The 22,094-nt window shown below is 72.7% G+C and carries 21 protein-coding genes; 2 read left to right on the top strand and 19 right to left on the bottom strand.

The genetic code is table 11. The features are described from left to right. Positions 1–36 precede the first annotated feature (36 nt). From D9V36_RS39165 to D9V36_RS39155, 3 genes are all read right to left on the bottom strand, one after another. Entirely contained in the window at positions 37–870 is an 834-nt protein-coding gene (locus D9V36_RS39165; protein ID WP_129297941.1) for a PP2C family protein-serine/threonine phosphatase, read from the bottom strand. Between the two features lie 265 nt (positions 871–1,135). Then, entirely contained in the window at positions 1,136–2,764 is a 1,629-nt protein-coding gene (locus D9V36_RS39160) for an APC family permease (protein WP_431357736.1), read from the bottom strand. Between the two features lie 185 nt (positions 2,765–2,949). Further along, positions 2,950–3,747: an ArsR/SmtB family transcription factor gene (locus D9V36_RS39155; protein ID WP_129297940.1), complete on the bottom strand. Its 798-nt coding sequence runs from the start codon at positions 3,745–3,747 to the stop codon at positions 2,950–2,952. Between the two features lie 134 nt (positions 3,748–3,881). Between D9V36_RS39155 and D9V36_RS39150 the strand changes: the two genes are divergently transcribed. Further along, complete coding sequence (locus tag D9V36_RS39150; protein WP_129297939.1) at positions 3,882–5,282, top strand: MFS transporter; 1,401 nt, start codon at positions 3,882–3,884, stop codon at positions 5,280–5,282. A 68-nt stretch (positions 5,283–5,350) separates the two neighbouring features. On the opposite strand, the gene D9V36_RS42755 is transcribed toward D9V36_RS39150, so the two are convergent. Continuing rightward, positions 5,351–5,857, bottom strand: a complete 507-nt coding sequence (locus D9V36_RS42755; RefSeq protein ID WP_164993119.1) for an acyl-CoA carboxylase epsilon subunit — start codon at positions 5,855–5,857, stop codon at positions 5,351–5,353. A 293-nt stretch (positions 5,858–6,150) separates the two neighbouring features. On the opposite strand from D9V36_RS42755, the gene efeB reads away from it, so the two are divergent. Further along, positions 6,151–7,413: an iron uptake transporter deferrochelatase/peroxidase subunit gene (gene efeB, locus D9V36_RS39140; RefSeq protein ID WP_129297938.1), complete on the top strand. Its 1,263-nt coding sequence runs from the start codon at positions 6,151–6,153 to the stop codon at positions 7,411–7,413. An 84-nt stretch (positions 7,414–7,497) separates the two neighbouring features. On the opposite strand, the gene hypE is transcribed toward efeB, so the two are convergent. The 15 genes from hypE to D9V36_RS39070 all read right to left on the bottom strand — a co-directional run bounded on the left by hypE (position 7,498) and on the right by D9V36_RS39070 (position 22,082). Further along, positions 7,498–8,553 carry a hydrogenase expression/formation protein HypE gene (gene hypE / locus D9V36_RS39135; protein WP_129299000.1) on the bottom strand — a complete coding sequence of 352 codons (1,056 nt, stop codon included), beginning with the start codon at positions 8,551–8,553 and terminating at the stop codon, positions 7,498–7,500. 106 nt (positions 8,554–8,659) lie between these two features. Continuing rightward, positions 8,660–9,784, bottom strand: coding sequence for a hydrogenase formation protein HypD (hypD, locus tag D9V36_RS39130; RefSeq protein WP_129297937.1), 1,125 nt, complete (start codon positions 9,782–9,784; stop codon positions 8,660–8,662). Continuing rightward, positions 9,781–10,155: a HypC/HybG/HupF family hydrogenase formation chaperone gene (locus D9V36_RS39125; RefSeq protein ID WP_129297936.1), complete on the bottom strand. Its 375-nt coding sequence runs from the start codon at positions 10,153–10,155 to the stop codon at positions 9,781–9,783. Before D9V36_RS39125 ends, hypD begins: the two co-directional genes overlap by 4 nt. Positions 10,156–10,205: 50 nt before the next feature. Next, on the bottom strand, positions 10,206–12,656 hold the full coding sequence (gene hypF / locus D9V36_RS39120; protein WP_129297935.1) for a carbamoyltransferase HypF: 2,451 nt from the start codon (positions 12,654–12,656) through the stop codon (positions 10,206–10,208). Then, positions 12,656–13,573, bottom strand: a complete 918-nt coding sequence (hypB, locus tag D9V36_RS39115) for a hydrogenase nickel incorporation protein HypB (protein ID WP_129297934.1) — start codon at positions 13,571–13,573, stop codon at positions 12,656–12,658. The genes hypF and hypB overlap by 1 nt, the downstream gene beginning before the upstream one ends. A 3-nt stretch (positions 13,574–13,576) precedes the next feature. Continuing rightward, positions 13,577–13,957, bottom strand: coding sequence for a hydrogenase maturation nickel metallochaperone HypA (locus D9V36_RS39110; RefSeq protein WP_129297933.1), 381 nt, complete (start codon positions 13,955–13,957; stop codon positions 13,577–13,579). Between the two features lie 127 nt (positions 13,958–14,084). Beyond that, a complete protein-coding gene (locus tag D9V36_RS43190) occupies positions 14,085–14,189 on the bottom strand; it encodes a DUF6893 family small protein (protein WP_381647572.1) in 105 nt (34 codons plus the stop codon). Beyond that, positions 14,183–14,752 carry a hydrogenase maturation protease gene (locus D9V36_RS39105; protein WP_129297932.1) on the bottom strand — a complete coding sequence of 190 codons (570 nt, stop codon included), beginning with the start codon at positions 14,750–14,752 and terminating at the stop codon, positions 14,183–14,185. The genes D9V36_RS43190 and D9V36_RS39105 overlap by 7 nt, the downstream gene beginning before the upstream one ends. Beyond that, positions 14,749–16,170 (bottom strand): hypothetical protein, encoded by a 1,422-nt coding sequence (locus D9V36_RS39100; protein ID WP_129297931.1) that lies wholly within the window; start codon positions 16,168–16,170, stop codon positions 14,749–14,751. Before D9V36_RS39100 ends, D9V36_RS39105 begins: the two co-directional genes overlap by 4 nt. Beyond that, a complete protein-coding gene (locus D9V36_RS39095) occupies positions 16,167–16,886 on the bottom strand; it encodes a DUF6084 family protein (RefSeq protein WP_129297930.1) in 720 nt (239 codons plus the stop codon). The genes D9V36_RS39100 and D9V36_RS39095 overlap by 4 nt, the downstream gene beginning before the upstream one ends. Further along, entirely contained in the window at positions 16,883–17,551 is a 669-nt protein-coding gene (locus D9V36_RS39090) for a DUF5947 family protein (RefSeq protein ID WP_129297929.1), read from the bottom strand. Before D9V36_RS39090 ends, D9V36_RS39095 begins: the two co-directional genes overlap by 4 nt. Beyond that, complete coding sequence (locus tag D9V36_RS39085; RefSeq protein ID WP_206739789.1) at positions 17,548–18,159, bottom strand: hypothetical protein; 612 nt, start codon at positions 18,157–18,159, stop codon at positions 17,548–17,550. The genes D9V36_RS39090 and D9V36_RS39085 overlap by 4 nt, the downstream gene beginning before the upstream one ends. Further along, complete coding sequence (locus tag D9V36_RS39080) at positions 18,156–19,940, bottom strand: nickel-dependent hydrogenase large subunit (protein WP_129297928.1); 1,785 nt, start codon at positions 19,938–19,940, stop codon at positions 18,156–18,158. The genes D9V36_RS39085 and D9V36_RS39080 overlap by 4 nt, the downstream gene beginning before the upstream one ends. A gap of 86 nt (positions 19,941–20,026) precedes the next feature. Beyond that, positions 20,027–21,115, bottom strand: a complete 1,089-nt coding sequence (locus D9V36_RS39075; protein WP_129297927.1) for a hydrogenase expression protein HypE — start codon at positions 21,113–21,115, stop codon at positions 20,027–20,029. Between the two features lie 241 nt (positions 21,116–21,356). Then, a complete protein-coding gene (locus D9V36_RS39070) occupies positions 21,357–22,082 on the bottom strand; it encodes a DUF4232 domain-containing protein (protein ID WP_129297926.1) in 726 nt (241 codons plus the stop codon). Positions 22,083–22,094 lie beyond the last annotated feature (12 nt).

Here is a 22,094-nt window from a genome sequence, read left to right as displayed (position 1 = left end):
GGCACCGGCCGCGACACGCATGCCCGGGGCCGCGCTTCACCCGGCTCCGGGCGGGGCCGCATCGAAGCGCAGGACGAGCACCGCCGAGTCATCGGTGTGCCCGGTGAACTCGGCCACGCTGATCGCCGCATCGGCCACCGTGGCCGGATCGCCGTCGGCATGGGCGCTGACCAGGCGGGTCACCTGCGCCAGCCCCGCCTCTATCGGAAAGGAGGGGCCCTCGACCACGCCGTCGGTGAGCAGCACGAACGCCCCCGCGGCGGCGAACCGGTGACGGGACACCGGGTAGTGCTCGCCCGGCATGACGCCCAGCGGCAGGCCCCCGGGGTCGTCGGCGAGGCCACAGCGGCCGTCGGTGGTGGCCCAGACAGCCGGTACATGACCGGCCCGGGCGCTGCACAGCTCCCGGGAGGCCGGGTCGAAGCGGACGAAGGTGCAGGTCGCGAAGAGTCCGCAGTCGACCGAGACCAGCAGGTCGTTGGCCCGGCTCAGCACCTCGCCCGGGTCGGCGGCATGGCCGGCGACGGCCCGCAGCCCGAAGCGGATCTGTCCCATGAAGGCGGCCGCCTCGACGTCGTGCCCCTGCACATCACCGATGCAGAAGGCGAGCGACCCGTCGGACAGACGGAAACCGTCGTACCAGTCGCCCCCGATGTCCAGTCCGTGCCGGGCGGGTACGTAGGTGGCGGCGGCGCGCAGCCCCGGTACCCCCGGCAGCGCGGCCGGCAGCATCTCGCGCTGCAGTGCCTCGGCCAGCTCCACGCGCGCCCGCTGCTTCTCGGCGCCCTCCCGTGCCTGGGCGGTCAGCCGCCCGAGCGTGCTCAGCAGGTCGTCGGCGCTCGCCGACCGCGGGGGACGACGCCGCAGCATGGGCCGCTCCCAGGTGCCTCGGTGTGCCCGCCAGGGAGCGTGCTCCGTACGGCAGTCCGCGGTGGCCGCCTGACCTGGCCTGATGGGGCTCCGGTGGAGCCCGCCTCTCCCGGTTCATCTTATTTCCGCGGGGGGACTTCCGCTTGACGGCCGGGGGCCGTGCGCCGGGGCCAGGGACCGGGTGACCGGGGCGGGCGGCGGGCGGCCACCCGGACGATCGGGACCGCCGGGTCGTCCGGCCCGCCGCCGCGTCCCACGGCCGGACTCAGGCGTCCGCCGGGCGGGCCGCCACCAGATGCCGGACGCCGGACCGTACGGCCCAGAAGAAGACCGCCAGCGCCAGGACGGCCACGGTGATCGTGTCGTACGGTGCCGGCAGCCGGCCGGAGCCCCCGAACGTGCCCAGCCCGGAGACCACGGTCAGGGCGACGAGGTAGACCACCAGCCAGGCACCGGTGCGGAGTTCGGCGCCGAGCGGACGGCTCGGTCCGGCGCCGTCGTCCTCGACGCGCACGCCGGGGCGGCGCATGGCCAGGAAGATCAGCAGGCCGCCGAGGACGAGGGGCAGGGCGAGGCGCAGGTCGTCCCAGCCCGACCAATAGACGAACTCGCTGGCCACCACGAAGCTGAGCGGGGCGATCCAGCGCAGCCCGGGGACCCAGCCGGCGGTGTGTCCGCCCGGCTCGGCGCGGAACACCGCGACCGCGACCGCGGAGGCGGCATAGATCAGCAGGTACATATCGCCCATGACGCTCACGATGTCCTGCCAGCCGCCGAACGGCAGCAGGAAGATCACGATGACCAGGAGGTTGATCGCCAGGGCCCGGCGCGGGATGCCGAACCGCTCGTTGACCTTCATGAAGTACCGGGGGATGGTGCCGTTCTTGGCGAGCGCGTAGGTGTGCCGCGCGTCGATCGCCACGCCGACGTAGGCCGACCCGCCGGGCGAGATCACCGCGTCCGCGTAGAGCAGGCCGGCCAGCCAGTGCAGGTTGAGGATCAGCGCGAGCTGGCCGAACGGCGAGTCGAAGGAAACCCCCTGCCAGCCGTGGCCGAGCAGATGCTCGGGGACGGTGAAGAGGAACGCCAGCTGCAGCGCCAGGTACATGGCGACGGCGAGGCCGATGCCGGTGAGGACCGCGGCGGGGATGGTCCGGCGGGGGTTGCGGGTCTCGCCCGAGAAGTCCAGTGGCGCCTGGAAGCCGTTGACGGAGTAGACGATGCCGCCGCCGGCCAGCGCGGTCAGGCAGGCGACATAGCCGTACGGCGCGAAGCCGCCGTGGTCCGTGAGCCGGCCGGAGTGCCAGCCGGAGGCGATCAGCGCCACCACGGTGATCACCGGGACGGCGATCTTGAACACCGAGATCAGGTTGTTGAGCTGGGCGAACAGCCGCACCGCGAACCAGTTCAGCACCGTCAGCACCACGCTGAGTCCGGCGGCCAGGGCCAGGCCGGCCAGGGTGAGGGTCTGGCCGTTGTAGATGCCCGGGAGGTAGTGCGCGGCGTACTGCATGATGGCGCTGATCTCGGCGGCGGTACCGCCCACCGACAGCATCGTCGACCAGCCGATGAGGGTGCCGACGAGCCGGCCGCTGGCGAACAGCGGCCAGCGGACCGTGCCGCCGCCCTCCGGACGGCTGGCGCCGAGTTCGATCATGACCAGAGCGACCAGGCCGCACAGCAGCCCGGCCCCCACCCAGGAGAGCAGCGCCGCGGGTCCGGCCGTCTGTGCCGCGTACATGGCGGCGAACAGCCAGCCGGAACCGACGATATTGGAGAAACCGATACCCGTCAGCCCCCAGAAGCCCAGGTCACGGCGCAATCGGCGCTCCTGCGCCTGCACTTCCGGCGCGCCGGCGCCCTCGCCCCCGGCTGATACCTGACGCTCCGTCACGGAAACGGCCTCCTTGATTCACTGTTCCGGCTCGCCGGACCCTACTCGACGATCGCCGAAGAGGAATCTTCCGTTCCACCAGCGGACACTTCCTGCACACAGCGCATCGGCCGAGCACGCAGCGCAGTCAGGGGATACCGGAGGGTGCGCCCCGTTCCGTCACGGACGTCCCGCGGCGGGCGGCCTCACCCGATCCGGTCGGCCGGGACGCCGAAGGTCGTCGCCAGGCCGTCCCGCCCGGCGTCGGTGAGACGGACGACGCGGCGGTACGCCCCGTGGCGGAGCCATTCCAGGGCGAACAGCCGGGCGGTGAGCGCGGCGCCGAGTGCGCCGGCCAGGTGGTGGCGCTGCTCGGCCCAGTCGACGCAGTAGCGGACGGCCGCCCGGCGGCGGGGGAGGCGGTCCGTCTCGACGCCGAAGGCGGTCAGCTCTCGGCGGCCGTGCGGAGTGAGGACGTAGCCGACGTCCGTGGCGGCGGCACCCGGCTCCGGGGCCCTGGCGCTCGCGCCAGGGCCCGTGGCACCCGCGCCGGGGCCCGTGGCACCTCCGCTCCGCACCGTCCGCTCCGCGGCGAGGATGTCCCGCTCCTGGAGGGCGCTCATCACCGCGACGCCGAGCCGCCCCGCCAGGTGGTCGTAGCAGAGACGTGCACGCCACAAGGCCTTGGCGCGGGTGTCGGCGTTCAGGGACCGCACCGGCAGGGGGCGGGCGATCAGGGCGAGCTGTTCGAGGGCGCGGGCGACGTCCGTGGTGGCGAGCCGGTAGTAGCGGTGGCGGCCGTCGAGCTCGACGGTCAGCAGCCGTGCGTCGAGCAGCTTGGCCAGATGGCCGCTGATGGTGGAGTTGCTGACCCCGGCCTCGGCGGCGAGGGCGCTGGCCGGCAGCGCGCCGCCTCCGGCGAGGGCCAGCAGCACCCTGGCGCGGGAGGGGTCACCGATCGCCGCCGCGACATGGGCCACATCGGTCTCGGCCGGGGCATCCATGTCCCCGACCGTACGCCGCTCACGCTTCGGCAGAGGACGAAACGTCCTCCCTCTCCGGCCGGCCCCGCAGGGTGCCTCCTGAGCGCGAGAACATTTCGGCGTCTGCCGTACGGATCCGGCAGAACACTGGCCGTATGCCCACGCTCTGCGCACCCACCACGGCACCACGGACCGCGGACCGGCTCACGCCGCTGCCGCTCGTCGCCGTGTGCCTGGGGTACTTCATGGTCATCCTGGACGTCACCGTCGTCACGGTCGCTCTCCCGGCGGTCGGCACCGCCCTGCACACCGGGGTGACCGGCCTCCAATGGGTGGTGGACGGCTACACCCTGGTGTTCGCCGGACTGCTGCTCTTCTGCGGCGGACTCGGCGACCGGCTGGGCGGCAAGGCCGTCTTCCTGAGCGGCCTGGTGGTGTTCACCCTCGCCTCCGCCGGGTGCGCGCTGGCGCCCACCGCCACCGTGCTGGTCCTGGCCCGGCTGGTGCAGGGGCTGGGCGCGGCGCTGATGGTGCCGGCCTCGCTGGCCCTGCTGCGGACCGCGTACCCCGGCCGGGCGGCGCGGGCCCGCGCGTTCGGCATCTGGGGGACCGTCGCGGGGCTCGCCGCCGGGGCCGGTCCCGTCCTGGGCGGCGTCCTGGTCGCCGGGCTCGGCTGGCGGGCGGTGTTCTTCCTCAATCTCCCCGTCGGCCTCGCCGCGCTGTTCCTCACCTCCCGTCACGTCCCCCGCTCCCCTGCCGGCCGCGGCCACCGGGGCCTGGACCTCCCGGCCCAGAGCGCCGCGGCGGTGTGCCTGGCCGGCCTGGTCACCGGATGCATCGAGGCCGGGGCGCTGGGCTGGACCCATCCGGCCGTCCTCGGCGCCTTCGCCGGGTGCCTCGTCGGACTCGTCGCCTTCCTGCTGCTGGAGCGGCGCTCACCCGCGCCGATGCTGCCGCTCACGCTCTTCCGCGCCCGCGCCTTCTCGGCCTCGGCGGTCATCGGCGTGCTGCTCAACACCGGTTTCTACGGGCTGCTGTTCCTCGCCCCGCTGTACTTCCAGAGGGTCCACCACTACAGCGCCCTGCACACCGGGTGCGCGCTGCTGCCCGCGGTCGGTGTGGTGGCCGCCGGCTCCGCGCTGGCCGGACGGATCACGGCCCGCACCGGGCCGCGGCTGCCCATGGTGGCGGGCCTGCTGGTGGGCGCGGCCGGGCTGGCCGGCTGGCTGGTGGCCGGCCCCGGCACGCCGTATCTCGCGCTGGTGGCGCCCATGGCCTGCGCCGGCTTCGGCACCGCGCTGACCATGCCGGCCTCCACGGCGGCCGTGATGGAGGCCGCGCCGGGCGAGCGCAGCGGTGCCGCGGCCGCCGTGTTCAACGCCGCACGGCAGATCGGCAGCGCCCTCGGCGTCGCGCTCTTCGGCACGCTGGTGGCCACCGGTCTCGTGCCGGGCCTGCACACCTCGATGGGCATCGGCGCCGCGGGCTTCCTCCTCGCGGCGTTCCTCTCCGCCCGCTGCATCCCGGGCACCGGCCGGGCCGGCCACCCGAGGTAACGGCGGACGTGACGGACGAGGCCGGCGGCCGGGCGGGAATCGCGCCGGAGGTGCGGCCCGCCCGAGGTTCAGCCGCAGCTCCAGCAGCCCGACCAGCATGCGGTGTGCCGGGCGTGCGGCCGCCGGGCGGCGGACGGCTCCTCGGTGTGGCCGGGCTCGGCGAGGGCGCGCAGACCGGCGAGTTGCGCGCACAGCACGACGCTGATCGCCGCGATCTCCTCGGGCTCGGCATGGCCCCGCTCGATACGCAGCCAGGATGCGGGCGGGTCATCGGGCGGCACCGCCTCGTCGGCCGGCGCGGCGTCATCGACGGCCGTGGCCCCGCCCGCGGCCGGAGCGTCCCCGGCCGCCGGGCTCGCGTCGGTGGCACCGTGCTCCTCGGCGGCCCCGCGCTCCTCGGCGCGGGTGTCCGCAGCGACGGGTGGGAGCTCGCCCGTGACCGTGTCCGTGACGACGGCCGTGCCCTCGTCGGTGACGGCGGCTGCGTCGAGGGCCTCGCCCGCCTCGGTGGAGGTGCCGTCACCGGCGGGTCTGGCCTCGCCGATGACTGTGCTCGCGTCGGTGGATGTGCTCATGTGGGGTCCGTCGGATCGGTGGTGGAGCGCGGTAGGTGACCGGTGGCCACGGCGTTGCGCTGTGCCGTGTCCGGGCAGGTCACAGGGCCGACGCTAGAAGCGCTCCGGGGCCCTGTCGCGCGGGGAGCGCGTGTGCTGCGCCATTCGGACGACCGGCCCGTGGCCAGGGCGTGATATCCGGCGGCGGTGCCGTGTTGGTCCCGGCCGTCGCGTCGTGGGCGACGAGCATCGCGCACAGGTTGGTGCCAGGCACGCGGCTTCCGGACGACTCAGTAGTCAGGATGGGCGGGACGATGAGATGTGATCAGGCCGGGGACGAACGCGCCCCTGCGAGCGACGACGGACGCCGGGGCTTTCTCAAGTGCGCGGCGGGGATCGCGGGGGTGGCGGCCGCGACGGGGCTCGGCGGTCAGGCGGCCGCCGCCGCTGCTGCGGACCGTTCCGCGCACGGGCTCCGCGAGAACGGGGGGCTGCCCGACAAGGTGCCCTTCATCGGCCGGCATCAGGCCGGCATCGTGACTCCCCAGCAGCTCTTCGCCGGGTTCGTCGGCTTCGATGTGATGGCCGAGAGCCGCGAAGCCCTGACCGGTCTGTTCCAGAAGCTCACCACGCGCTGCCGGATGCTGACGGACGGGGTGAAGCCGCTGGACGAGCAGGTCGCCGCGGAGCGGCCCACCCCCGACTCACTCACCATCACGCTCGGCGTCGGCGCCTCCCTGTTCGACGACCGGTTCGGGCTCTCCGGCCACAAGCCCCGGCACCTCAAGGCCATGCCGGCGTTCCCCGACGACCGGCTGGAGCCGGCGCGCTGCCACGGTGACCTGTCGCTGCAGATCTGCGCCCAGCATCCGGACGCCATCGTCCATGTGCTGCGCGATCTGGCCCGGGAGACCCACGGCCTGCTGCGGCCCCGCTGGCGCGCGGACGCCTTCCTCAACCCGTCGCGGCCCTCGGGCTCGCCGCGTACCTTCATCGGCTTCAAGGACGGGATCGTCAATCCGGACACCGGCTCGTCCCGGGAGATGAACCGGCTGATGTGGGTGACCCCGCCCTGCGGGGAGCCGGACTGGGCGCTGGGCGGCAGCTATCAGGTGCTGCGTCTGATCCGCTTCCACATCGAGAAGTGGGACAAGGTGCCGGTGGCCCGGCAGGAGCAGATCTTCGGCCGGCGCAAGGCGAGCGGTGCGCCCCTGGACGGCAAGCAGGAGAACGACCCGCCGAGGTACCGCGACGACCCGCACGGCGAAAAGATCCCGCTCGACTCGCACATCCGGCTGGCCAACCCGCGCACCGAGAAGACCGACAGGTCCCGCTTCCTGCGTCGGAGTTACAACTACGACCAGGGCTTCGACCAGTCCGGACGGATGGACCTGGGACTGGTCTTCTGCGGCTACCAGCAGAACCCGGAGCGGCAGTTCGCGACCGTCCAGCGGCGGCTGCGGCACGAGCCGCTGGCCAAATTCATCACCCCGCTCGGCGGCGGCTACTTCTTCATCCTGCCCGGGGTACGGGACGCCGACGACTGGTTCGGTTCCGGGCTGCTGAAGAAGACCTGAGCAGGATGACCTGAGCACGAGGGACACACACGCCGAGGGCGGCACCGGTACCGGTGCCGCCCTCGGTCGTACGCCGGGACCCACTCAGCAGATCCGCGGCAGTTGCTCCCCCAGCGGCAGGTCGACCACCCGGGTGCCGCCCAGCGGGGTACCGGCCACCACCATGCCGGGGTGGGTGGCGACGGCCTCGCCGATGATCGCGGCGCCGGCCCCCAGGGGGTGCGCGCGCATGGCGTCCAGCACGGCGTCGGCGTGCTCGCGGGGCACGAAGGCCACCAGCTTGCCCTCGTTGGCGACGTACATCGGGTCCAGGCCGAGGATCGCACAGGCGTTGGCGACGGCCGGCGGGACCGGGACGGCGCGTTCCTGGATGACGATGCCGGTGCAGGAGGCGGTGGCGATCTCGCACAGCGCGGCGGCCAGCCCGCCGCGGGTGGGGTCGCGCAGTACGTGCAGATCGGGGGTGACGGCGAGCATCGTCTCGACGAGGCCGCCGAGGGCCGCGCAGTCGCTCTCGATCTCGACGCCGAACTCCAGGCCCTCCCGGACGCTCATGATCGCCACACCGTGCAGGCCGATGTCGCCGCTGACGATCACCACATCGCCGGGGGTGACCCGCTGCGGGCGCAGGTCGACGCCCGCCGGGATCAGCCCGATGCCGGCGGTGTTGAGGTAGACGCCGTCGCCGTGGCCCGCCTCGACGACCTTGGTGTCGCCGGTGGCCACCTCGACTCCGGCGGCCCGCGCGGCCGCCCCCATGGCGTCGGCGACACCGGCCACCACCGGCATCTCCACGCCCTCCTCCAGGATGAAGCCACAGGAGAGGTAGGCGGCCTTGGCCCCGCTCATGGCGAGGTCGTTGACCGTGCCGTTGACGGCGAGGTCGCCGATGCAGCCGCCGGGGAAGAAGAGCGGCCGCACGACATAGGAGTCGGTGGAGAACGCGAGGCGCACGCCGCCGAGGGACACCGCGGCGGAGTCGCCGAGCTGGGCGAGGATTTCGCCGCCGAAGGCGGGGGCGAAGATCTGCTGGACGAGCTCCGCGGACAGCGCGCCGCCCCCGCCGTGTCCCATGACGACGCGGGGCTGGTCGCGGAGCGGGGCGGGACAGGTCCAGCCGGAGATGTCGACGGTGGGCAGACCGCGGTCGGCCGGGGTGGGACCGCCGGGGGTGGAACCGCCGGGGATGGAACCGTCGGGGATGGAACCGTCGGGGATGGAACCGTCGGGGATGGGGTGGAGGGTGTCAGACAACGGGGCTCGCCTCCTGGGGGGTGGGCGTGGTGCCGAGTCGGCGGTAGAGGTAGTAGGCGGCGCAGGCGCCCTCGCTGGAGACCATGGTGGCGCCGAGCGGGGTGCGCGGGGTGCAGAGCGTCCCGAAGGCCTCGCACTCGTGCGGCTTGATGAACCCCTGGAGGACTTCCCCGCTGCGGCAGGCGGCGGGTTCCCTGGTGGTGATGCCGTCGACGGAGAAGCGGTACTCGGCGTCGTAGTCGCGGTAGCGCTCCGACAGCCGCCAGCCGCTGGCGGGGATGGTGCCGATGCCGCGCCAGGAACGGTCGGTGACCTCGAAGACATCCGCGAGCATGGCCCGGGCCGCCGGGTTGCCCTCGCCGCGTACGGCGCGGGGGTAGGCGTTGTCCACGGTGTGTTCGCCGCGCTCCAGTTGGCGGACGGTGCGGCGGATGCCCTCCAGGATGTCCAGGGGCTCGAAGCCGGTGACCACGATCGGCACCCGGTGGCGTGCGGCCAGCTCGGGGTACTCCCCCATCCCCATCACACTGCACACGTGCCCTGCGGCGAGGAACGCCTGGACCCGGCAGCCGGGCGCCGTCATGATGGCCTCGATCGCGGGCGGCACCCGGACGTGCGAGACCAGCAGGCTGAAGTTGGGGATGCCGAGCTTACGGGCCTGATACACCGTCATGGCATTGGGCGGTGCGGTGGTTTCGAAGCCGATGCCGAAGAACACCACCTCGCGGTGCGGGTTCTGCTGGGCGATCTTCAACGCGTCGAGTGGGGAGTAGACGACCCGTACGTCGCCGCCCCGGCTGCGCACCTGGAACAGGTCCCGGTCGCTGCCGGGGACACGGAGCATGTCGCCGAAGGAACAGAAGATCACGTCGGGCCGGGCGGCGATCTCCAGGGCCTTGTCGATGACCTCCAGGGGTGTCACACAGACCGGACAGCCCGGACCGTGGATCAACTCGACCTGTTCGGGCAGCAGTTGGTCGATCCCGTGGCGGATGATGGTGTGGGTCTGCCCGCCGCAGACCTCCATCAGGGCCCAGGGCCGGGTCACCGTGGACCGGATGTCGTCGAGCAGCCGGCGGGCGAGATCGGGGTTCTGGAACTCGTCGAGGTACTTCACCGGCCCGCCTCCTGCACTCCGTCGCCCACCGCGGCCGCGGGTGCGGCGCCCGCTCCGGCGCCCGCTCCAGTGGCGGCCCCGGGGCCCCTCTCCTCCCATTCCGGTGGCGCGGCCGCCGCCTCCCAGGGATCGCCGAACTCCTCTTGCAGCAGGCCCAGTTCCTCGAACAGGGCCAGGGTCTTGCGGGCCGACTCCTCGTCCAGCCGCTGCAGCGCGAAGCCGACGTGGACGATGGCGTACTCGCCGACCTGCAGGTCGGGGACGTACTCCAGGCACACCTCCTTGACCACACCGCCGAAGTCGACGGTGGCCATCCGGGTGCCGTCCCGTTCCTCGATGTCCAATACCTTGCCGGGTACCGCCAGGCACATGGGCCTCTCCTCGTCGTGGATACGTTGCGTCTGCCGCGCCGTGGCGCCGCTCAGCGCGCGGCGGCTCCTGCGATGCGCGCCGCCACGACGATCTGGCCGAGCGCCAGTCCGCCGTCGTTGGGCGGGACGCGGCGGTGGCGCAGGACGGTGAAGCCGTCCTGCCGCAGGAGGCGGGCGGCGGCCTCGGCCAGCAGGGTGTTGGCGAAGACGCCGCCGGTCAGTGCCACGGTCGTCAGGCCCGCGCGCTCCCGGGCCAGTACGCAGCCCCGGCGGACGAGGTCGGCGACCGCGGTGTGGAAGCGGGCCGCGATCAGTGCCGGGGCGGTGCCCGCGCGCAGGTCAGCGACGACGGCGGCGAGCACCGGCGCCGGGTCGGCGACGGTGTCGGCACCCGTCGTGCCCAGGGGGGCGGCACGCAGTACGAACGCATAGCCGGGCCCGTGGTCCTCGCCCGCGGTCAGGGCCGCGGCTTCGAGAGCGACCGCGGCCTGGGCCTCGAAGCCGGCGTGGTGGCAGATCCCGGCCAGTGAGGAGACGGCGTCGAAGAGGCGGCCCATGCTGGAGGTGGGCACACAGTTGAGGTGGCGCTCCAGCTGACGGGCCAGCAACTGCCGCTCCTGCGGCGGGCAGGCGGCCACCGGGGGCAGGTCCGCGGCCCAGTCGAGGCCGGCGGCGCGCAGATGGGCCAGGGCCATGCGGTAGGGGCGCCGTACGGTGGTGTCCCCGCCGGGCAGCGGGACGTAGGCGAGCTGCCCGAAGCGCCGGTAGCCGTCGTAGTCGGCGAGCAGGATCTCGCCGCCCCAGACGGCGTGGTCGTCGCCGTAGCCGGTGCCGTCGAAGGCGACGCCGATGACGGGGTGGCCGTCGGGGAGGCCGTGTTCGGCCATGGCGGCGGCGATATGGGCGTGGTGGTGCTGGACGCGGACCAGCGGCCGTCCTTCGGTGTGGCGCTGTGCCCACTGCCCGGAGCGGTAGCCGGGGTGCCGGTCGGTGGCGAGCACCTGCGGGCGCACCCCGGTGACCGTCTCCAGATGCGCTTCGGCCTCCTCGAACGCGAGCTGGGTGGCCAGGTCGTCCATGTCGCCGATGTGCGCGGACAGCCAGGCGCGGTCCCCCTCGGCGACGCAGAGCACGTTCTTGAGGTCGCCGCCGGTGGCGAGTGCGGGCCGGACCGGTACCGGGAGCCGGACGGGCAGCGGGGCGTACCCGCGCGAGCGGCGGAGGAACAGCGGCTCCCCGTCGCTGATGCGGACCACGGAGTCGTCGCACGGGATACGGATCGGCCGGTCGTGGGTGAGCCAGGCGTCGGCCAGGGGCGCAAGGCGCCGTACGGCTTCGTCGTCGTCCGTGACGATCGGTTCGCCGGCGACGTTGCCGCTGGTCATGACGAGCAGCCGGGGCCCGTGGGGGTCTCCCCGCTCGGGCGGGGCCGGGAGGGGATGAGGGTCGCCGGGCAGGCCGAGCAGCAGGTGGTGCAGCGGGGTGTACGGCAGCATGACGCCCAGGTCGGGGCTGCCGGGGGCGACGGCGTCGGACAGCACCGGCGCGTCCGGGGCCGGTGCGGGGTCATGGCGGCGGCGCAGCAGGACGATGGGGCGTACGGGCCCGGTGAGCAGGGCCCGCTCCTCGTCCCGGACCCGGACCAGGTGGGTGACGTCGTCGACACGACGGGCCATCAGGGCGAAGGGCTTGTCGCCGCGGGCCTTCCGGCGGCGCAGCAGGGCGACGGCGGTGTCGTCGGAGGCGTCGCAGACGAGGTGGTAGCCGCCCAGGCCCTTGACCGCCACGATCGCGCCGGCGGCGAGCAGCCGGCGGGCGTCGGCGACCGGGTCGGGACCGGGCGCCGGGCGCGGCCGGCGGGTGCGGTCGGCCGGGTCCGCGGTCAGCAGGCGCAGCCGGGGGCCGCAGTCGTGGCAGGAGAGGGGCTGGGCGTGGAAGCGCCGGTCGGCGGGGTCCGCGTACTCCCGTGCGCAGCGGGGGCACATCGGGAAGCGGTCCATGGTCGTCAGCGCACGGTCGTAGGGGACCCCGGTGACGATGGTGAAGCGCGGCCCGCAGTGGGTGCAGGTGAGGAAGGGGTGCCGGTGGCGGCGGTCGGCCGGGTCGGTCAGCTCGGCGAGGCAGGCCTCGCAGGTGGCGGCGTCCGGGGAGACCAGGGTGCGGGAGAGGCCGTCGGTGCGGGAGGGGAGGATGTGGAATCCGGTGTCGCCGGTCACCGCGACGTCCTCGGTGTCGACGGCCTCGACCACGGCCAGCGGTGGCGCATCGGTGCTGATCCGCCGGCCGAACGAGGCGAGCGCGGCGGCGGCCCCCTCGACCTCGGTGACCACGCCCTCGCCGGTGTTGATCACATGGCCCGTCAGGCCGAGTTCCGTGGCGAGGGTGTGGACGAACGGGCGGAAGCCGACGCCCTGGACGACGCCGCGCACGGTGATCCTGCGGCGTCCGGCGGCGGCCTCGGGGGCCGTCGCGGCGCGCGCCTCGGCCTGCCCGGTGGTCATCAGCGGCCTGATGCCACGGTGTCGGGGTCGGGGTCGGTGGTGTGCGGTCGGCCGCCGTCCTGGGCCCGCGGTGCGTGGGCGTGCTCGCGGTGGTGGCCGTGGTCCGCGCCGTGGGTGTGGTCCCCGTGGTGACTGTGGTGGGCGTGGTCCGTGCCGTGGGTGTGAGACCCGCCGGAGAGGTGGCACTCGTCGCGCGGCTGGCCGTCCCCGGCGCCATGGACGTGATGGGACTTCCGGGTCATGACCGGGATGTGCACCGGCGCCCCGTCGCGCGCGGCCAGCGCCCGGTCGACCAGGACTCCGTCCCCTTCGCCCCGGCGCGCCGAGGTGAGCACGACCTCGACGCCGGGGTTGATGCGTTCGACGTTGGCGCGGAACTCCGCCTCGTCGAAGGAGACCGCCTCGGCGATATCGGTCTTGGTGACCACGACCAGATGGGCGAGCCCGAAGGCGGTGGGGTACTTCAGCGGTTTGTCCTCGCCCTCGGTCACCGACGCCAGCACGATGCGCAGCGTCTCCCCCAGGTCGTAGGAGGCCGGGCAGACCAGGTTGCCGACGTTCTCGATGAACAGCAGCCGGGTGTCGGCGGGCAGCCAGCCGTGCAGGTGGCCGCCCAGCATTTCGGCTTCGAGGTGGCAGAGCCCGTCGGTCAGCACCTGTTTGACGGGTACGCCGGAGCGGGCCAGCCGTACGGCGTCGTTCTCGGTGGCGAGGTCGGCGGTGAGCGCCGCGACCGGGATGCCCCGGCTGCGGGCGAGGGTGAGTTCCCGTTCCAGGAGGGCGGTCTTGCCGCTGCCGGGACTGGAGAGCAGGTTGACGACCGCGGTGCCACGGGCGGCCAGGTCCTCGCGCAGGGTGTGGGCGCAGGCGTCGTTCTTGGCAAGGACCGCCTGTTGCAGGTCGACGACACGGCACATGGTTCAGCGCTCCTCAGGAATCGGGGCGGGTGCCGGGGTGTCGTTCCAGCACACACGGATGATCTGCAGTTCCCGGCCGGACAGCAGCTCGGTCGTCGCCCCGCCGCATCCGGGACAGCTGAGCCGGGGCGGCATGCCCACCGGCCAGGTGTCCGCGCAGGGGCCGCAGCGGGCGCGGGCGGGGACGGGTTCGGTGATGAGCTCGGCCCCCTCCAGCACCGTTCCCGCGCAGGCGAGTTCGAAGGAGAAGGCCAGCGCGTCCGGGACCACCCCGGCCAGTTCGCCGACCTGCAGCCGGACGCTGTTGACGGTGGTGGCCCCGGTGGGCCGATCAGCGTTCTCGACCTGGTCCACGACCGCGAGCGCGATGGACATCTCGTGCATCGGTCCCTCTCTGGTGCGGGCACGACCGGGTGCCGCCCGGGTTCATTAGACGGCGGGCCCCCAGGGCGGCTGCGGTGCCTCGCCGGGGTGGTGCGGTGGCGTACACCGTTCGGTGCAGCGCCACCCGTCACATGGCCCGGATGCGCAAATAGCGCTTGACGTCGGGCAGTACGGCCTTGAGGACAACGGCGAGCGTGGCGGCGAGCACCCCGCCCAGGGCGAGTTTCAGCATGGTGTCGTGTTCCTCTCATCGCTGGTGTGCGGTGCGTCGGCGGTTGGTGCCGGCTCCGCCGTGCCGACCAGCCGCAGGATCAGCCCCACGGCCTCGTCGACCGCGGCGTCGACCGGTTCGCTGAGCCCGATGCCCTCGCTGACATCGGCGGGTTCACAGCCGACGACCAGAACGCGCTCCGGGCGCCGGCCGTCGGTGCCCGCGCTGAGTGTGTCGAGGAGCGCGAGCACGGTGTCGGGGGTCATGTGGTGACCGTCGAGCGCGGTGTCCTGGGGACGGGCGCCGGCCGGAGCGGTGGCGTCGAGGAGGTGGACGGTGCCGGGTTCGCCGCCGCGCGCGCAGGCGTCCACCAGCAGCACCGTGTGGTAGCCGTCCAGCATCTGATAGGCCAGGTGCACGCCGCGTACGCCGATGTCGACGACCTCGGCCCCGTCCCGCAGCCGGTGCTCGCCCAGCCGTCGTACGACCTCGACACCGAATCCGTCGTCGCCGAGGAAGATGTTGCCGACGCCGGCGATCAGGGTCTTGGCGGGCGGTCCGGCGACCGGCGCTTCGGCGTTCACGCGTCCTCCAGGGGGGCGATTTCGTCGGGTTGGAAGTACAGGAACCGGCCCTGCTCGCGCCGGATGTCGACGCCCGGGTCACCCTCGACGGTCACCGCGAGGTGCACCCCTCCGTCGACGTCGTGCAACACGGCCTCGACATGGGCGGTGCGGCCCTGGAGGAAGAGGTCCTGGGCGTCGGTGCGACGGAGTCCGGGCCGCAGCAGCACCCGGCTGCCCGCGCCGACCGCGTGCCCGTCGACCGTGATCCGGTCGCGTACGGGGTCGACGCTGCGGTCGCTCTCCGGGTCCCACCAGGGGGTGTCCGGGCGCAGGCCCGGCACGTCGGGCGTCAGGTCGTCGGGGGCGGCCGGGCCGGGCCCGGTGACCTCGCGCAGCGCCCGTACGGCGCCGTGCAGGCGTTCCAGCACCTCGGGCGGCATGGTGTCGGCGAGCTCGATGACCTCGGCGGCGCGGGGGTCGGTGCCGCGGGCCTCTCGCTTCTCCTGGTCGGTGAGGGCCGCGGTGCGCAGGGCGAGGATTTCGTCGATCTCCAGGGCGTCGTAGAGCGCGCCGGGGCTCTCGGGGGCGATGGCCGGGTGGTCCTCCAGGATGATCGGGGAGGACAGGACCACATCGGCGCAACCCGAGTCTCCGGCCAGCACGGGCCAGACGTGCTCGTTGCGGCAGGCCGCGACGGCGCCCGCGGCCCACTCCGGCGGGTCGGTCATGGACACGAACGAGCCCGCGCTCAGGCCGAGGAAGAGATGGGCGCCGACCAGCGAGTGCGGCAGCGCCGCGTCACGGTCGGCGTCGGTGTCCTCCGGCTGCCAGCCGCTGGTGTTCTCGACGGTCGCGGTCAGCCGCAGCGCCGCGTAGGGGCCGTCGAGTTCGCTCGCGGTCAGCCGTACGCGGCCCCGGAGCTCCGCGCGGCGGCGCACCAGCCTGCCGACGAGGCGGCCGTCCGCGTCGTGCACCGGCTCGGTCTCCTCCCCCGCGGGCCGGGTGAACGGGACGGTGACGCCCTCGCCGGTCAGCCGGGAGATCTCGGCATCGAGCGGGACGCGCTCCTCGACGCCCTCGTCCCAGGGGACCAGTACCCGGTCGGGCAGTTCGAGTTCCGCTACGGTCTCGAACTCGCCGTCCGGGCACAGGCGTTGGACGGAGCGCCGCTGGGCGTGCAGGAATCGCAGCTCGGCCGAGAGCCGGGCCCCGGACCTGGGCTCCATGAGGCATTCGGTGCGCTGGAGGGAGTGTTCCGCGCTCCGGGCGCCCCAGTGTGGCGGTACGAGCACGCCGAACTGCCAGCGGAGTTTGTTCTTGGCGGCGGAGGCGCGGTACGGGTAGAGCACATAGCCCTCGAACAGCACCGCGTCCGCCACCTGGCGGGCGGTGGCGAAGCGGTCCGCCGTCTCGTCGGGCAGGACGCTGGTCGTCACGGTGCGGTCCTTTCGCTGGCGGGGTGGACGGCGGCGGGGCGCGCGGCGGCGCCGGGGAAGCGCCGGGCGCGCGGTGCGGGCGGTTCGGTGTCCTCCGCGGTGGCCAGCAGCGACTCGACGGTCGCCTGCCAGGAGGGCAGGGCGTGCCGCGAGCGGTAGGCGAGCAGCGCGTCGAGGGTTTCGCGCGGCAGCCGGAGCCAGCCGCAGCCGGGGAAGTGCGTGTCGGTCATCTCCTGCCAGACGGCCACCGGCATCCGCACGGACGCTTCCTTGTTCCAGGGCACCGGCTCGACGTGGAAACCTCCGTTGCCGGCGAACACCGTGCCGGAGAACAGCACCAGCAGCGGGACCTCGCCGTCGCGCAGCGCACGGAAGTAGCGGCCGGCCGCCACCTCCAGGTCGTAGCCGCACGGGACCGGGAGGTCCACCTCGGTCTCGCCGGTGAAGCCGGGGACGACCAGGGAGATCTGGGCGAACTGCAGGGGCTGCAGGGTGCTGCCCCAGCGGGAGCGTTCACCGAAGAGATCGCTCAGCGCTTCGGCCTCGTCGGGGTGGTAGCCGCGCCGGGCCGGTTCGATGCGGAGCTGGCAGCGCAGCGCGAGGGCGTGCACCCGGGCCCCTCCGGCGGCGGTGATCCGCAGCCGGAAGAGCAGGGTGGGGGCGGCGGCGTAGCGGTCGGCGCGGACACCGGTGCACTCGAAGGACAGATCGGTCACGTCCGGTCGTCCCCCTTCGGCTCCCGGGCCCTGCGGGCGACCTTGGCGAAGAAGTCGCCGAGCGCGGTGCGCGCTTCGGCCCCGCCGTCGAAGCCCTGCCACAACAGGCGCATCCGGCCGACGAGTTCGTAGCAGATGTCGACGGGCACCAGATAGCAGTCGATCCGGCCCTCGGAACGGCGCAGCAGCAGCGCCTCCACATCGGGCCGGAGGAGGCCGGTCAGCCGGCTGGCGGCGAGCACGCTCTGCCAGGTCGAGGCGTCGAGTTCGCTCTCGGTGGCACCGGCCGGGCTGGGGTAGAGCGCGACCAGCCGGTCGGGGTCGCTATGGCGCAGGAAGAAGACGACGCCGACGGGGATCTGGAGGAGGTTCCAGGACGCGTCGTCGAGGGTGTGGCCGGGGTCGACGAGATAGCGGTCGGGGACGGTCTGGAACTGTCCGCCGCCGGCACCGGGCCGGTCGAAGAGGAGTGCGCAGGCGGTGCAGGCACAGGCCAGCGCGCGGCGTTCGGTGTTCACCAGGTGGCGGTGGTTGTGCTCGGCCAGTACGACACCGCACAGTTCGCAGCGTTCGGGGGTGGGCGGTACCGGTGCGCGGAAGCGGCGCAGGCCGCGGTGGGCGGCCGCCGGTCCGAGCCGCGGGGACGCCGCCTGCCGGCCGCTCACGGGGCGGTGTCGGCGGTCGGCGGACGACGCGAGATCTGCAGCAGCGCCGGTTCGGCCCGGTCCCCGGGCACCTCCCACCGCACCGAGGTCACCTCGGGCGCGAAGCAGGACACGGTGGCCTCGACGGCCTGTCGGGCCTGCTGGTTCGTGCTCGGGCAGCCGCAGCCTCCGCCGTCACCGGCGCGCAGCCGCAGCTCCCCGCTCTCCGCATCGAACTCCACGACATCCGCGGGGTGTTGACGGCGGACGCTGTCGAGCGCGCGGCCGATGCGTGCCGTGGTGTCCTCGGGGTGCAGGTCGTGCAGCACGAGCAGGCTGGTCACCAGCTCGTCGCTCAGCAGCGCCGGCCGGGGGCCGCCGTCTTCCGTGCCGCTGCTCACCAGGTGCATGATCCGGGCGAGTCCCGCGCCGTAGAAGTCCATCAGCAGCCGGACCAGCTCCTCGGCGGCGGCGCTCGCCTCGCGGTCGCGCCCGGCGAGGTGCTCCAGCACCTCTTCGACGCGCCGTCCGGTCGCCTCGGCGTTCGGCACGGCGTCCCTGGACGCGGTGCCCTGGGGAGCGCCCGCTCCGGGTGCGGCGGCCGGCGCCGCGGTGGCCCGGGCGGTCATCCGCCCAGTCCGCTCAGGCCGGTGGGCACATGCATCTTCTGGACGGACTTGCCGCCTCCGACGTACATGTGGACGCCACAGGGCAGACACGGGTCGAAGCTGCGCACCGCGCGCATGATGTCGATGCCCTTGAAATTCTCCGGGGAGTTCTCCTCGAAGATCGGGGTATTCTGCACGGCGTCCTCGTACGGTCCCGGGGTGCCGTAGGTGTCGCGGGTGCTGGCGTTCCACGGGGTGGGCGGGTACGGGTGGTAGTTGGCGATCTTCCCGTCCCGGATGACCATGTGGTGCGAGAGCACACCGCGTACCGCCTCGGTGAAGCCGCAGCCGATGGACTCGTCGGGCACCTCGAACTTCTCCCAGGTCTGGGTGCGTCCGGCCCGGACCTCTTCGAGCCCCTGCTCGGCGAAGTGCAGGGCCATGGCCGCCGTGTACGCCTGGAAGTAGGTGCGGGCGCGGTTCCGCTCCAGCGCGTTGCTCCACTTCGGGATCTTCCACTCGAAGCGGGCCTCGGGCCTGGTCATGCTGCGCGGCAGGTCGATGGTGACGCTGTGGCCGGTGGCCTTGACGTACGGGGTGTCGACGAGCCCGGACAGCGCGGTGGACCACAGCCGGGCGATCGGGCCGCCGCCGGTGTCCAGCGCCAGATGCTCCTTGCCGTCGAACCAGCGCGGGGACATCACCCAGCTGTACTTGTCGTTGAAGTCGCGCTTCTGCGGCGCGGGGATGGTGTGCTGGTTCCACGGGTGGCGCGGGTCGACGGGGTTGCCGAGCGGGTCGTGGGTGACGAACAGCTCCTGGCCTGCCCAGTCCTGGTAGTAGGAGCTGCCCAGCAGGATCCGGATGCCGAGGTTGATCTCGGTGAGGTCGTTGGTGACCAGCTTGCCGTCGACGATGATGCCGGGGGTGACGAACATCTTCCGCCCCCAGTCCGTCATGTTGCGATAGGTGAAGTCGCAGTGGTCGGGGTCGTTGAGCGCCCCCCAGCAGCCCAGCAGCACCCGTCGCCGGCCGACCTCCTCGTATCCGGGCAGCGCCTCGTAGAAGAAGTCGAACAGGTCGTCGTGGAGCGGGACGACGCGCTTCATGAACTCGACGTAGCGCATCAGCCGGCTGAGGTAGTCGGTGAAGAGCTGGACGCTGGCGATGGTGCCGACGCCGCCCGGGTAGAGCGTGGAGGGGTGCACATGGCGGCCCTCCATGAGGCAGAACATCTCCCGGGTGTAGCGGCTGACCTGCAGCGCCTCGCGGTAGAACTCGCCTTCGAGGGGGTTGAGGGAGCTCATGATGTCGGCGATGGTGCGGTAGCCGTGCTCGGCCGCGTGCGGGGCCTCGGTGCGCTGGGCGAGTTCCCAGACGCCGGGGTTGGTCTCGCGGACCATTTTTTCGCAGTAGTCGACCCCGACCAGGTTCTCCTGGAAGATGTTGTGGTCGAACATGTACTCGGCGGACTCGCCGAGGTTGATGATCCACTCCCCCAGGTGCGGGGGCTTCACCCCGTAGGCCATGTTCTGCGTGTAGACGGAGCACGTGGCGTGGTTGTCACCGCAGATACCGCAGATCCGGCTGGTGATGAAGTGCGCGTCGCGCGGGTCCTTGCCCCGCATGAAGACGCTGTAGCCGCGGAAGACGGAGGAGGTGCTGTAGCACTCCGCCACCCGCTTCTGCTTGAAGTCGATCTTCGTGTGGATACCGAGGCTGCCCACGATCCGGGTGATCGGATCCCAGGACATCTCCGTCAGACCGCTGCCGTCACCGGCCGCCTTTGTCTTCGGTGCCATCGTGAGTGCCGTGCCCTTCTGTTGCGCGCGGAAGTGAGGTCGGACGGAGGTCCGGAAGGAGCCGGACGGCTACGGACGGGGTGCGCTCACCACGGTTTCCGGTAGCCGGTGGTCAGTTGGTCGCCGCGATGCCGCCACTTGGGCTCGTGGTCGACGGTCTTGGCCGTGATGCCGCGCAGCCGGCGGACGACGCTGCCGTACGCGGCACTCGCGGTGCTGGAGACCTTGCCGCCGGGCGGCTCGTCCATGAACGGCATGAACTTGTCGGGGAAGCCGGGCATGGTGCAGGCGATGCAGATACCGCCGACGTTCGGACAGCCGCCGATGCCGTCCATCCAGCCCCGCTTGGGCACGTTGCATTTGACCACGGGACCCCAGCATCCGAGCTTCACCGAGCACTTGGGCGAGTCGTAGGTGGTCGCGAACTGGCCCTGCTCGTAGTAGCCGGCCCGGTCGCAGCCCTCGTGCACGGTCTTCCCGAAGAGCCAGGTCGGCCGCAGCTGGTCGTCCAGCGGGATCATCGGGGCCGAGCCCACCGCCTGGTAGAGCAGATAGGTCAGCGTCTCCGAGAAGTTGTCCGGCTGGATCGGGCAGCCGGGCACACAGACGATCGGGATCCCGGCCTTGGAGGTCCAGTCCCAGCCCAGGTAGTCGGGCACGCCCATGGCCCCGGTCGGATTGCCCGCCATCGCATGGATACCGCCGTATGTGGCACAGGTGCCGATGGCGACCACGGCGAGCGCCTTGGGGGCGAGCCGGTCGATCCACTCACTGGTGGTGATCGGCTGACCGGTCTCGGGGTCGTCACCGAAACCGCACCAGTAGCCCTCCGGCTTGATGGATTCGTTCGGGATGGATCCCTCGATGACCAGCACGAACGGGTCGATCTCGCCGCGCTCGCCCTTGAAGAACCACTCGATGAAGGTGTCCGCGCCCTGGACCGGGCCGCATTCGAAGTCGATCAGTGGCCAGTGGACAGCGATCTTGGGCAGCCCCGGCAGCACACTGAGCGCGATCTCCTCAATGCTCGGCTGGGTCGCCGCGGTCAGCGACACGGAGTCGCCGTCGCAACTCAGGCCGGCGTTGATCCAGAGAATGTGGATCGGGGACTCGTCCTCGGCGGACGGCTTTCCGTTCGCAGCGGCCTTGGCGGCCACGCTCGAAGCTGCAGACATGGGGATGGCTCCTCGGCAGATATGCAACGAAAGCACTCATTCAAGGCTTCCATCCACCTTGGTAACACCGATCCGGAGCCGCGGGGCGGTCACAAGGGGCCGTTGCGGTGACGCACCCCGAGCCCCCTTGGGCGGAACGCCCCCGAGCCCCTTTCGCGGATGCCCCTCCCCCGCCACGGAACGCCGGGAGCCGGGCGACCGCCCTCGCGGCCGCCCGGCTCCCGTGTCGCCGTACAGCGGGTCAGCCCAGCCCTCCGGCCTCCACCGCGGTCACATCGAACCGTCCGCCGCACACCCGCAGACCGGCACTGCCCGTGGTCATCGGCTCCTTGGATCCGGGCGGGTAGACGAACACGAGCTGCGAACGGTCCCAGCACGGGGTGTCCGAGACGCCCTCGTTGAGGGTGTGCAGCAGCACGTGTGCGCTCTGCCCCGGCTGGAGCCGCACGGCGCCACCGGAGCCGCCCCCGCGGGTGGCGGGCTTGCCGACGGCCGAACCGTCCCGCTTGATCAGCGAGACCCCGGGGAAGCCGCGCAGGGAACAGGCCTTCTTGCCCTTGTTCGTGAAGACGAGGGGGTAGCGGATGTTGCCCGCACCGGCGTCGGAGGCCCCCAGGCGCAGCGACATCTGGTCGGCGGTGCAACGGTCCGACGCCGCCATGGCGGAGGCCTGGGACTGTGCGGCGCTCGGTGACGTGCCCTTCGGCTTGCTGCCGGGGGGCGTCGACTTCTCCGAGGAGGCCGAGGGCCGCTGACCGGTCGCGGAGGACTTCGGCCCCGCCCCGGCCGACTGCGAGCCGTCACCGCTCTGCTGGTCGTGGGACGTGACGGGTGCGGCGTTGGACGAGGGGCGCGAGGTGGCGTCGGGCCCGCTCTGGCAGGCGGTGAGCCCCAGCGCCGCGACGGCGATCAGCGATCCCGCGGCGACACGCCGGCCGCGGCCGAGTGTCTTGAAGGTGAGCGACATAAGTGTCCCCCT

This window comes from Streptomyces lydicus (genome assembly GCF_004125265.1).
Classification (GTDB): domain Bacteria; phylum Actinomycetota; class Actinomycetes; order Streptomycetales; family Streptomycetaceae; genus Streptomyces; species Streptomyces lydicus_C.
This window is presented reverse-complemented; position numbering and strand designations above follow the sequence as displayed.

What these genes read in the sequence shown, in the direction of transcription:
- D9V36_RS39125 (WP_129297936.1), bottom strand. Translation starts at nt 10,155, where the DNA reads ATGTGCCTGGCGGTACCCGGCAAGGTATTGGACATCGAGGAACGGGAC.
- D9V36_RS39070 (WP_129297926.1), bottom strand. Translation starts at nt 22,082, where the DNA reads ATGTCGCTCACCTTCAAGACACTCGGCCGCGGCCGGCGTGTCGCCGCG.
- D9V36_RS39075 (WP_129297927.1), bottom strand. Translation starts at nt 21,115, where the DNA reads ATGTCTGCAGCTTCGAGCGTGGCCGCCAAGGCCGCTGCGAACGGAAAG.
- D9V36_RS39080 (WP_129297928.1), bottom strand. Translation starts at nt 19,940, where the DNA reads ATGGCACCGAAGACAAAGGCGGCCGGTGACGGCAGCGGTCTGACGGAG.
- D9V36_RS43190 (WP_381647572.1), bottom strand. Translation starts at nt 14,189, where the DNA reads ATGCTGAAACTCGCCCTGGGCGGGGTGCTCGCCGCCACGCTCGCCGTT.
- hypB (WP_129297934.1), bottom strand. Translation starts at nt 13,573, where the DNA reads ATGTGCCGTGTCGTCGACCTGCAACAGGCGGTCCTTGCCAAGAACGAC.
- efeB (WP_129297938.1), top strand. Translation starts at nt 6,151, where the DNA reads ATGAGATGTGATCAGGCCGGGGACGAACGCGCCCCTGCGAGCGACGAC.
- D9V36_RS39155 (WP_129297940.1), bottom strand. Translation starts at nt 3,747, where the DNA reads ATGGATGCCCCGGCCGAGACCGATGTGGCCCATGTCGCGGCGGCGATC.
- D9V36_RS39165 (WP_129297941.1), bottom strand. Translation starts at nt 870, where the DNA reads ATGCTGCGGCGTCGTCCCCCGCGGTCGGCGAGCGCCGACGACCTGCTG.
- D9V36_RS39110 (WP_129297933.1), bottom strand. Translation starts at nt 13,957, where the DNA reads ATGCACGAGATGTCCATCGCGCTCGCGGTCGTGGACCAGGTCGAGAAC.
- D9V36_RS42755 (WP_164993119.1), bottom strand. Translation starts at nt 5,857, where the DNA reads ATGAGCACATCCACCGACGCGAGCACAGTCATCGGCGAGGCCAGACCC.
- hypF (WP_129297935.1), bottom strand. Translation starts at nt 12,656, where the DNA reads ATGACCACCGGGCAGGCCGAGGCGCGCGCCGCGACGGCCCCCGAGGCC.
- D9V36_RS39150 (WP_129297939.1), top strand. Translation starts at nt 3,882, where the DNA reads ATGCCCACGCTCTGCGCACCCACCACGGCACCACGGACCGCGGACCGG.
- D9V36_RS39085 (WP_206739789.1), bottom strand. Translation starts at nt 18,159, where the DNA reads ATGACCGCCCGGGCCACCGCGGCGCCGGCCGCCGCACCCGGAGCGGGC.